This is a genomic window from Propionigenium maris DSM 9537 (assembly GCF_027925155.1).
GTDB classification, from domain to species: domain Bacteria; phylum Fusobacteriota; class Fusobacteriia; order Fusobacteriales; family Fusobacteriaceae; genus Propionigenium; species Propionigenium maris.
In genome coordinates this window covers 84,880-94,974 of the sequence record NZ_BSDY01000003.1, presented here as the reverse complement: position 1 = coordinate 94,974, position 10,095 = coordinate 84,880, and the positions used below count along the sequence as shown (strand labels likewise).

Genomic DNA, 10,095 nt, shown 5'->3' with positions numbered 1-10,095 from the left:
GGTAATAGGAGCTGAGATCTTAGGATCTGTAACAGTGACAGCAGTAAGAGTAGTATTACCAGTGTTTTTAACGGTAAAGCTATATGTGATCTTATCTCCCACCTTGGAGAACTTATACTCCCCGGCAGTAGTAACTGTTTTATGAACCTCAATACTACTGGTTAATACCCCAGTAGCTATTGCTGTAGAACTTCCACCTATAACACTTCCATCTGGTTTTACAGCTCTAAAATTTGCAGTATTTTCAATACTTCCATGATCAATATCCTCCTGAGTAACGGTATATTTTCCAGTCCCTGTAGCAGTATCTCCAGGAGCTAGTTCAACTTTATTTAGTATAACTCCCGGTATCTTCAGGTCCAATACAGACAGATCTGTTAAAGTTATAGTTCCTGTGTTTGTTACGCTAAAGTTATATGTTATTGTTTCTCCTGCTTTTGCGTATTTGCTATCTCCAACTATTGTTTTACTTACCTCTAGTCCCTCAACTATGCTTGGATACACAACGGCTTCAGCAGCTGCATACAGCTTCTCTCCATCTCTTTTTCGTGCCTCTACAGCAGCAGTTCTGATTACGCTTCCCTCATCTATATCTGCTTGGGTTACCTTTTTTGTTCCATAGGTTATGAGCTTTTCCCCTGCTTTTAGCTCAGGCCATGTGGACCTTTCAAGGGTAACATCTGATGCCAGTTCGTTATCTGATATATCCTTCCCATCCTTTAGTTTAATGTCGGTAAGGGTTTCGCTCCCGGGATTTATTATAGTTATCCTATACTTAATAGTATCTTCCAACTTATAGTTGTTCCCAGAAACAACTTCCTTTTTTATATCTAACTTGTAGTCATCTGTTGGAATGGTTCCCTTAACTCTTACATTACGAAGTTTATGTTCATTCATCCATTGCCCTGTTGATGAAGTGAACCCAAAGTAAGCATACTTACCTCCTAAATATTCCTTTACAATATCTCCAGAATAGGTGTCTGTATACGTTTTCATTCCATCTCGAAAGGTATATGTAAACCTTTTATTCGAGGCATCCCAGTCAAAGGTAACTTTGTGCCACTCTCCATCCTCCATCTCATCTATTTCCTTGTAGGGTGCTGCTCCTCTACCATCACCAATTCCGGAATTTCTGATTGTTCCAATCTTCCCTTTAGCTATAAAAGCAATATGGTCTTTAACGATATTTTTGATTTTATCTTGTTGATAATCGTATTGTGGGTCATAATATGGGTTTGTATAGGTGTCAAACTTAACCCCGAAGGAATAGGGGAAATTACCTCCACCATAACCGATGTTTTGTCCGGCATTTCCATAGTTATCATTTTTATAATCAGATGATTTAAAGGTAAAGGCCATCCCGTCTGCCCCTATATCAACATTTCCATTGGCATCAATATATTTGTCTTCCATATTAAGGTATGGATTTTCTTTTTTAAGGCTTTCGTAGCTCTCGATGCCTTTAGTTCCTAGATATATCTCATACTCAAAGTGGAAATCTTCATTTAGATCAAATACATTCCTCGACCAGACTGCCCCTTTTTTTCCTCCTTCATCAGGCGTTATCCTTACCTCACTTCCGCTCTTCATAGCAGATTCATAATAGAGGAAGTTACTGTAGTTCCCATTAACTTCCATTCCCAATAGTTGCATCGATAGAAGCAACCAAAACAACAAAATTACTTTTTTCATACTTCTCTCTCCCCTTGTAAACAAACACTCTATTTCTTAACTTGTTATTAAGTTCTTTTTTCAACTTACAAACACTTTAGAATACAAAAAAGATAATGTAACAAGTGTTTGGCATAAAAAAAAGCAGATCTCCATAGATCTGCAGCTGGCTACCATTTTAAAGGCCCTATAGTTTTGCGTCATAGGATTTCTCCTACTTTGCCAAAAAAACAATGTAATTTTATTTGAAATATACACAGTATATAGATTTGCGTACACTTTTGCAAGTGAAAAAGTCAACTAAAACCTTTCTTAAGAAAACATTAAGAGCAAATGTTTTGTTTTTAAGTCTTTTGTTTTAAGTCATGTGAGTGAATTTCAATAATGTTAAATTTTTTTTAAAAATATATAATTATTGAAATTCATAGATCAAAATATATGGAGACTTTATCTTGAAGGGAGAAGAGAAATAATGGATTTAATGAAATCAGTTAAAGGATGGAAGGGGGGCAGGTGAAAATAACTTACGCAACGTAATATAGAAGGAAGGGGTATAAATATGAAATTATTTAGAATTCTCTTAAATTTTATCCAAGGGGTTGAGTGTGAAGCTCAAAAAAAGAAAAAGGGAGAGTTCACCTCTCCATGAAACTTTTAAAACGAATTAAAACCTAGCAAATTATTCTATTAATCCAGATGCTTCTTTCCCCAGGCATTTAGGGCATCCAGCATAGTTTTAAGTTCCTCACCCTTAGGGGTTAGGGAGTATTCTACCTTAGGAGGAATAACAGGAAAGATCTCCCTGTGAACAATTCCCTTTTCCTCGAGATTTCTGAGTCTTTCAGTAAGGGTTTTGGGACTTATACCTTTAAGCAGGTACTGAAGCTCCTTAAACCTTTTTCTGTCACCCATAAGAGCATGGATAATAAGAAAGGTCCACTTGTTCCCAAGAAATTTTAAAGTTGCTTCTATCTTACATGGCTTATCCCCGCTACATATCTCCTTTGATTTAGACGGTTTATCATTCATACTTACCTTTTACCTCCTTACTTTCTAAAATGAAACTATGTTACTAAAAGTAAATAATATTACCAAAATGCAACTACTTCAATAATTATCTTACCTGTGCTAGATTATATCATATCTCAGGGGTTATAACTATTTTAAAGACATAAAGTTGCTAGGAGGAGTAAAGATGATTCTAATTATAGCCAAGGCTTTAGTTAAAGATGAAAGTTTAGAGTTATTTAAAAGGGAAGCTCTGGAGCTGGTTAAAAACAGCAGAGGAGAGGATGGGTGTATAGAGTACTCAGTCTATGAGGATCAGGAAAAAAGTTCAGTTATGACTTTTGTAGAGAAGTGGGAGGACAGAGCGGCCATAGAAAAGCATGAGGGAACGGAGTTTTTTAAGGAGAAGATAGGAAGGTTGATAAGCTATTCTGAAAATATAGAGATTACATTGAACAGTGAAGTTTTATAGAGATAGTAAGACAGTTAATAAAGCCTAAATGACAAAAGTAAAATAAAAAATATAAATAGAGGTGAAGATAGGATGAAAAAAGAATTTATAGAAGCGATGAATAGAAGATATGCATGTAAGGAGTTTGATATTGAAAGAAGGATCACCGATGAAGACTTTAACTTTATAATGGAGGCAGGGAGGTTATCTCCGAGCTCCTTTGGATTTGAGCCGTGGCAGTTTTTGGTAATAACCGACCCAAAGATGAAGGAGGAGGTTACTGAGTTTTCTTGGGGAGGAAGGGACAGAGCTACAGGGGCTAGTCACTTTGTTGTAGCTCTTACCAGAAAGGGAGAGATGAAACACGACTCGGAATACCTTAATAACTTTATGAGGGGTGTACAAAAACTTCCAGAGGAAGTTATCGAGATGAAAACAAACTTTTTCAGGGACTTTCAGGAAAAAGACTTTAACTTGCTGGAAAATGAAAGAACTCTCTCCGACTGGGCAGGTAAGCAGAGTTATATAGCAATGGGGAATATGCTCACAGCTGGAGCCATAGCTGGAGTAGATTCCTGCCCTATAGAGGGATTCCACAAGGAGAAAACAGAAAAGATACTGGCTGAGAAGTTTGATATAGATATGGAGAGATTTGCACTCTCCTATATGATAGCCTTTGGATACGCCAAGGATCCAGAGAATAAGTTTCCAAAGACGAGAAGAGGGATGGAGGATGTAGTAAGATACCTTTAAGTATGAATTCAGAGTTGTATTTAAATTTAAAGACTATTTTAGAAGTAATAGAGCCTTTAAAATAAGGGGCAGACATAATCAATAATTAATAACTCCCCTATGAAATAAGTTTTACATCAAGTGTCGCAAGTGATAATGAGGAGGGATCAAATGAATTTATATAAGGAACTCAAGCTGGGAGAAAAGATTCTAAAGAACAGGGTTGTTTTAGCACCGATGACAAGAGCCAGGGCTGGAGAGATAGACGGAGTAATAAATAACAGTGCAGGGGAATACTACTCCCAGAGAGCAGGAGCTGGTCTTATAATAACTGAGGCTACCCAGATATCTGATCAGGGGAAGGGGTACTCATTTACACCGGGAATCCATACCGGTGCTCAGGTAGAGGGATGGAAGAAGGTTACAGATCAGGTTCACAAAAAGGGAGGGATTATCTTTTCTCAGCTGTGGCATGTGGGAAGGATGTCACACCCAAGTTTCCACCTGGATGGAAAACCTGTAGCACCATCGGCTTTAGAGTTTGATGCCAGCGTATGGATCTATAACAAGGAGAAGGAGCAGGGGGAGATGGTTCCCTGTCCTGTGCCCAGAGAATTATCTTTAGAGGAGATAAAAGCCATTGTTAAGGATTATGGGAGGGCAGCTAGAAATGCAGTAAGGGCAGGTTTTGACGGGGTTGAGATCCACGGAGGAAATGGATATCTTATAGATCAGTTTTTAAGGTCCACTTCCAATATCAGAGAAGACGAGTATGGAGGCTCTGTAGAAATGAGGTTGACATTTGCCAAGGAAGTTTTAGAAGAGGTGGCTGCAGAGATAGGTGAAGAAAGGGTGGGGATTAGATTAGCTCCATTTATTACCCAGAGGGGAATGAACTGTCCAGATGCATTGAAATCCATTATAAAACTCGCTGAATATTGCGAGGAGATTGGAATAGCTTATATTCATCTCAGTGAAGCAGACTGGGATGATGCCCCTCTTGTTACTACAGGTTTCAGAGAGGAGCTTCGTAGGGTCTTCTCGGGGATAATTATTGTAGCGGGGAACTATACCAAGGACAGGGGAGAGATGATTTTAGAGGAGAACTATGCAGATCTGATAGCCTACGGCAGAAGTTTTATAACCAACCCAGATCTTGTTGAAAAGTTTAAATTAGGCATCCAGTTAAGGGATTTCGATTCCGACACTCTCTTTGGAGGAGGAGACAGGGGATACACAGATTATCTTTAAAGAGGTCTCTATTGGGAGAAGGTCGGCTCTCTAAAAATAAAATTTATATGTGACTTTAGTTTAGATATAAGGTCCAATATGCTCTCCTTATGGTAGCTGGTTTAATGGCAAGAGACCGGCTAATATAGGGAGAGTTTTTTGTGGCTAAATTATGAACCTGCCTAACTAAGATCTCATACAGTTAAAATACTGAAGTTGCCTAGAAGGCTTAAAATGGCACAAATACACTATGAAAAGGAGTTACTATGATCTTACTCATTACAAAAGTTTTGTTTCCCTTATTTTTTACTATTTTTATGGGTTGGTATGCTGGTAGAAAGGAGATTGTGCCAGAGGAACACTCAAGATCTCTGGTTAACTTTATAATTTTAATAGCAACTCCAGCTCTGTTATTTAGCTTTACTTCCGCTAAACCTATAGGACTCTTTCTCAATCTAAAGGTTATTTCCATAATAGTTCTTGGACTTTTGCTCACATATATTAAAACATATATGATCTATCACTATAAGTTTAAAAAACACCCCAAGGAGAGTTCCCAGGCTTCTCTTATATCAGCCTTTCCCAATGCTGCTTTTATGGGAATTCCAATAATACTAAATCTCTATGGTGAGGGTGGAGTAGCTACAATTATAGTTGCAAGTCTTGTTGTTTTTCTTATGATAACCCCCCTTACAATGTTCCTGGTAGATTATCATAACCAGAGTGAAGGGAGTGACCTAAGGTCAACTATCTTCCAGATAATGAAATTATTTAAAAATCCTATTTTATCTGCACCTATTTTAGGGATAATAATCTCAGCTTTACATATGCAGCTTCCAGAGTTTATTATATCTGGTTTTAAATTTCTAGGGGATACCGCACCACCAATTTCATTGTTTGCTACAGGCCTTTTTATGGCGCATACCAGGATATCTGTAAACCTTGAGGTGATAACTCTGATAGTTATAAGAAACATAATATCACCATTAATCTTTCTTGGAGTAATGTTAGTAAGTGGAATTAAGGGACACCTATTTAACGAGATTCTTCTTGTTTCAGCAATGCCAACTGCTTCTACGGCACCTATGTTTTCTGTAAAATTTGGTACCTATGAGTCTGAGACATCAGCTGCTACTGTACTGGGAACAATTTTTTCTATATTTACAATTGGAGGCTTGATCTTCATATTAACTTAGGGTTATTTAGAGATAAAAACACAGATAAAATAACTTAAATCATTTTAATTTTAAAATGATTTCTCCATTTTTCTAGGGAGCGGCTTAGAGGTTTTAAAGCCTTTGAAATAAAAGCTCCCTTATATCTTACTTTAAAAACAGGGGGATTGAAGAAGAGGTTAATTAAAACATTTTAATTGAGAAGTTCAGTATTTTTAAAAAAACTCTGCTACCATACCCTGAAATTATGAAAAGCTTAAAAATAAAATAACATCTATACAGTGATTTTAAAGTGTTTGTAGCGGAGGAGTGTAATGTTTAAAAGTTTCTTTAGTAATAAAGACTCAGTGAGGCAAAGGGTGATACTTGATGAAAGCTACTTTAGCCTGCAAAAAGCTAAGGATGAAGCATGGAGGGAGCTTAGAAGCAGGGAAGCAAGTTCTTTTTTTGCCTCCAGGTTAAGTATGATTCAGAATAAGATCCTTGTGTTAATAGGTCTGGGCATTAGGAACTATGATCTGGATGACTTTTTCGATCATGTTCTTGCTTTAGGAGAGTTTGGAGATGAAATTGATGAGGAGGGAGTAAGAGAACTGATTAAAGACTATTGCATTATAAGACCCTCTGGGGAGAAGTAGAAAACCTATATTCATATTAAAAAAGGAGATATTGTGAGGTATAAGAGTGAGCTTAAGAGGTTAGATGAATACTATGAGATGCAGGATTACTTTAAAACCATTAAAAAGGTAACCAGGTTAAGCATTGTAGATATTTATATTTTGATCTATATTAAAAATCAGATAGATAACTTCTCCGATCTGAATTCTTCTATTAAAGTAGACAGATCTCTGATCTCCAGGAGAATAAGTGAAATGGAAAGGTCTGGATTAGTAAGAAAATGCAGGATAGATAGGAGGAATAGAATATTTATAACAGAGGATGGCTCCCAAGCCTTGAAAGAATCGATAGATTTATATAAAAAGCATCTGGAAAATGCAATAAGTTAATAACTTAGATCTGTCATCTTTTGATTGCTGTATTAAGAGTGCTTCACATAAATTATCTATAAAATTTTAATAATAAGAGAGGATGATATAATGAGAAATTTAATATATATGTTAATGGCTTTTTTCATGGTTTCCTGTGCTTCTGTACACCCTGGAAAATATGGAAAGAGCATCGGGACAGATGGAGGAGTAGCTGAGAAGAAGAAGGTCGATCTTCTTGTAAGCGGAGATACCGACAAGGCTTTCAGCAATGATTACTATAAGTTTATGGTTTTTACCTTTGAAAACAAGAGCGGAGAGATTGGTGAGGTCACAGAACCACATGTAAGTTTTGAGGACGACTACTATAACTCTGAGATCAGGGTCATTTCAGGAAAGGAGCTCAAGCAGTGGCATGATGCCCAGAGTGCAGAGAAGGAGAGAAGGGAGAAGAACAGAAAGACAGCATTTGGAGGTTCGGCAATTGCCGGCGGTCTCCTTTCCTTTGCAGATGGAGCCATAGGGAATGCCGGGACAGCTCTTCTTGTGGGAGGAGCTGGAGCTCTTGGAGTAGATAACCTTCATAAGGGGAATAGAGATGCTGAGAGGGGCAAGGTTTTTCCTGAGACACACCTTATGTCTGGAGAGTTCCAGATACCTGCAGGGCTCTATGAGAGGAGATGGGTTGTGTTTAATTTAAAGGATAAAGAGAAGCTGCCAAAGGAGATACTTCTTACTTATAAATACAACGGTTTAGAGGAGACTATGGCAGTTCCTCTGAAGTGGTAGCCTTAAGATCTGTCGGTTAAGAAAAAAGAACTCTCAATCTGAGGGATAAGTGTAAAAAAGGCTGAGGAAAATCCTCAGTCTTTTTTAGTTTGGCATAATAAAATTAATTTTAAAGCACACTGATGTCTATAGGAATTCCTTTTTACTAGATATACTTTAAAGTCTCTTACAGATTATATTAGGGATGGGACTTTAATCCAAGATATAAGTTTCTAGAAACTTTCCTTTATAAATTAAAAATATACTGGGATTAAACCTGGGGAGTATAAAAAGTCCCTTTAAAGGAGATCTGTAAGGTAGGAGAGTGTATAGTTATTTGCCAGAGGCGGAAGGAAAAATATAAAATGAAAAATAGGGTGAGCTGATTCACCAAAAAAGACTGGCAGTGAGGAGGGGGGCAAGTACTATTGTGAATAGTTGGGGGAGGGGAGGTTAGCTTTTTTTTCTTCCATAGAGGATAATATCTATATAAGGAAGCCACACCTAACCACTTAACATACAGCTCCTTCCAAGGAGCAGATTTCTGGAGTAGGCGCCCTCCTCTCCAGAAAACCCTTGCTTTTATTTGAGAGGAAAGAGAGCCATTTGGCTCTCTTTTCTGTTGTAGGTAAAAAAAGAGAGGGGGTCAGCCAGGATAAACCTTCCCTTCTCTGAATTTATTATAACTCCTTCTTAGACATTGTAAATTCACCAGTTTCTCCAGCTTCGGCTTTTTTCAAAAGAAACTTCATCTGCTTTTTGAAGTGGTTAACAGAATCAGTAGCTCCTGCAATACTATCCATCTCCTCTAGGTTTCCATTGGCTTTAAAGTAGTTTTCAGGTATCTCCTTGGAGTACCTTTCAGGGTTGGAGCCTGATTTTTTCAGCATCTTCTCATTATACCAGTCGTCCTGGGAAGCCAGACGGCCATCCTTCTTAACCCTGTCGTGTGATGCCTCTACCACCCTGCCATCCTCTACCAGAATTTCTGTTTTAGGATACCAGAACCATATACTCTTGTCCGTCTGTACACTATATCTTCCATCCTTTAATTCAGCTCCAGCTGCTACTGCAGATAAAACAGCAAAGGCTATAAGTATCTTCTTCATGTGATACCTCCATTGAATTTTTATGGATCGTTAGGATCCTTTTTAATTTAGGAAAACCAGATCATTAAACTTGATTTGGTTATTTCATTATCTAAGTATAATATTTGTAATCCCTATAAAGCAAGTTATATATAATGATTAATTTAAATTTAGCAGAGGCTATAGGCCTTAAAGCTTTAGCAGCAGATAAAATATAAAGGTAAAGAGGTAACAGTCTCTTTAGAAGAGACAATAGTTCATTTAAATTGACAAGCTGGGAGAGTTTAAAGTATAATGACTTACTATTTTTATCGCTAAGCCAATGATTTAGAGGGGAAGATAAAAAGAACAAATTTAATAAAAAGATTGGAGAGATTATGAAAAAGGCAGCTTGGATATTAATTTTAGTACTTGCTTTAACTGGATGCACCAGTGCACGATTTGATGAAGAAACGATGATTCACTCTAAAACCCATACAAGGTTTGATGAGGATGGATATGATTTCTTTGGGTATAATGCTTCGGGATATGACAGGAATAACTTTAATTCCCACGGAATCAATCTGGAAACAGGAACTATGTATAGCAGGGATGGCTACGATAAGGATGGTTATGATAGAGAGGGTTACGATATATCCGGTTATGACAGAGCGGGAATAGACAGAAATGGAAGCTATAAGGGGTACAGAGTAAAGTTTGAATGTGAAGGATACGCAGAGGGGATCCTGGCAGGGAAGTGTTACTATAAAAACTTTAAGGTAGATGGAGAGAGTACTAGCTTTAAGAGATTTATGGAGCTTCGTGGTTCGACGCATAAGGTAGAGTATACTGTATTTCATAAAAATGACTTCGGTACCCACATAAATGAAACTGAAATTGTAAAGACAATAGATCTTTCTAAGAGGCATAAAGATACCCTGGTAGTAACCCTTTCCAGCGGAGAGGTGTTTATCAACTAAGGGTTAAAGAGTAAAAAAGCTGCCATA

At 37.4% G+C, this 10,095-nt stretch carries 11 protein-coding genes and 1 riboswitch; of the genes, 8 read left to right on the top strand and 3 right to left on the bottom strand.

What is annotated here, in order from left to right; genetic code table 11:
• Positions 1-1,692: CLIPPER-2 domain-containing protein (locus QMG11_RS03885; RefSeq protein WP_281833596.1), on the bottom strand; the 1,692-nt coding region annotated here is incomplete at its 3' end.
• Positions 1,693-1,829: 137 nt separating this feature from the next.
• Positions 1,830-1,905, bottom strand: a riboswitch (cyclic di-GMP riboswitch).
• A gap of 453 nt (positions 1,906-2,358) precedes the next feature.
• On the bottom strand, positions 2,359-2,700 hold the full coding sequence (locus tag QMG11_RS03880; protein WP_281833595.1) for a winged helix-turn-helix transcriptional regulator: 342 nt from the start codon (positions 2,698-2,700) through the stop codon (positions 2,359-2,361).
• Between the two features lie 166 nt (positions 2,701-2,866).
• Between QMG11_RS03880 and QMG11_RS03875 the strand changes: the two genes are divergently transcribed.
• The 7 genes from QMG11_RS03875 to QMG11_RS03845 all read left to right on the top strand — a co-directional run bounded on the left by QMG11_RS03875 (position 2,867) and on the right by QMG11_RS03845 (position 8,042).
• Positions 2,867-3,151 (top strand): putative quinol monooxygenase, encoded by a 285-nt coding sequence (locus tag QMG11_RS03875; RefSeq protein ID WP_281833594.1) that lies wholly within the window; start codon positions 2,867-2,869, stop codon positions 3,149-3,151.
• A gap of 72 nt (positions 3,152-3,223) precedes the next feature.
• Positions 3,224-3,883, top strand: coding sequence for an NAD(P)H-dependent oxidoreductase (locus tag QMG11_RS03870; protein ID WP_281833593.1), 660 nt, complete (start codon positions 3,224-3,226; stop codon positions 3,881-3,883).
• 150 nt (positions 3,884-4,033) lie between these two features.
• The gene (locus tag QMG11_RS03865) at positions 4,034-5,113 is read left to right on the top strand and encodes an alkene reductase (RefSeq protein ID WP_281833592.1); all 1,080 of its coding nucleotides are present in this window, start codon (positions 4,034-4,036) and stop codon (positions 5,111-5,113) included.
• 245 nt (positions 5,114-5,358) lie between these two features.
• Entirely contained in the window at positions 5,359-6,288 is a 930-nt protein-coding gene (locus QMG11_RS03860) for an AEC family transporter (RefSeq protein WP_281833591.1), read from the top strand.
• Positions 6,289-6,626: 338 nt separating this feature from the next.
• Entirely contained in the window at positions 6,627-6,905 is a 279-nt protein-coding gene (locus tag QMG11_RS03855; RefSeq protein ID WP_281833590.1) for a hypothetical protein, read from the top strand.
• A 33-nt stretch (positions 6,906-6,938) separates the two neighbouring features.
• A complete protein-coding gene (locus QMG11_RS03850; RefSeq protein ID WP_281833589.1) occupies positions 6,939-7,274 on the top strand; it encodes a winged helix DNA-binding protein in 336 nt (111 codons plus the stop codon).
• A 90-nt stretch (positions 7,275-7,364) separates the two neighbouring features.
• Positions 7,365-8,042, top strand: a complete 678-nt coding sequence (locus QMG11_RS03845) for a hypothetical protein (RefSeq protein ID WP_281833588.1) — start codon at positions 7,365-7,367, stop codon at positions 8,040-8,042.
• 659 nt (positions 8,043-8,701) lie between these two features.
• Here QMG11_RS03845 and QMG11_RS03840 read toward each other — a convergent pair.
• Positions 8,702-9,130 carry a hypothetical protein gene (locus tag QMG11_RS03840; protein ID WP_281833587.1) on the bottom strand — a complete coding sequence of 143 codons (429 nt, stop codon included), beginning with the start codon at positions 9,128-9,130 and terminating at the stop codon, positions 8,702-8,704.
• 356 nt (positions 9,131-9,486) lie between these two features.
• Here QMG11_RS03840 and QMG11_RS03835 point away from each other — a divergent pair, with 356 nt between their 5' ends.
• A complete protein-coding gene (locus QMG11_RS03835) occupies positions 9,487-10,068 on the top strand; it encodes a hypothetical protein (RefSeq protein WP_281833586.1) in 582 nt (193 codons plus the stop codon).
• The last annotated feature ends 27 nt before the right edge of the window (positions 10,069-10,095 follow it).

Bases quoted from the DNA above. Each gene is read 5' to 3' on its own strand.
- QMG11_RS03860 (WP_281833591.1), top strand. From the start codon at position 5,359: ATGATCTTACTCATTACAAAAGTTTTGTTTCCCTTATTTTTTACTATT.
- QMG11_RS03840 (WP_281833587.1), bottom strand. From the start codon at position 9,130: ATGAAGAAGATACTTATAGCCTTTGCTGTTTTATCTGCAGTAGCAGCT.
- QMG11_RS03835 (WP_281833586.1), top strand. From the start codon at position 9,487: ATGAAAAAGGCAGCTTGGATATTAATTTTAGTACTTGCTTTAACTGGA.
- QMG11_RS03845 (WP_281833588.1), top strand. From the start codon at position 7,365: ATGAGAAATTTAATATATATGTTAATGGCTTTTTTCATGGTTTCCTGT.
- QMG11_RS03875 (WP_281833594.1), top strand. From the start codon at position 2,867: ATGATTCTAATTATAGCCAAGGCTTTAGTTAAAGATGAAAGTTTAGAG.
- QMG11_RS03870 (WP_281833593.1), top strand. From the start codon at position 3,224: ATGAAAAAAGAATTTATAGAAGCGATGAATAGAAGATATGCATGTAAG.
- QMG11_RS03865 (WP_281833592.1), top strand. From the start codon at position 4,034: ATGAATTTATATAAGGAACTCAAGCTGGGAGAAAAGATTCTAAAGAAC.
- QMG11_RS03880 (WP_281833595.1), bottom strand. From the start codon at position 2,700: ATGAATGATAAACCGTCTAAATCAAAGGAGATATGTAGCGGGGATAAG.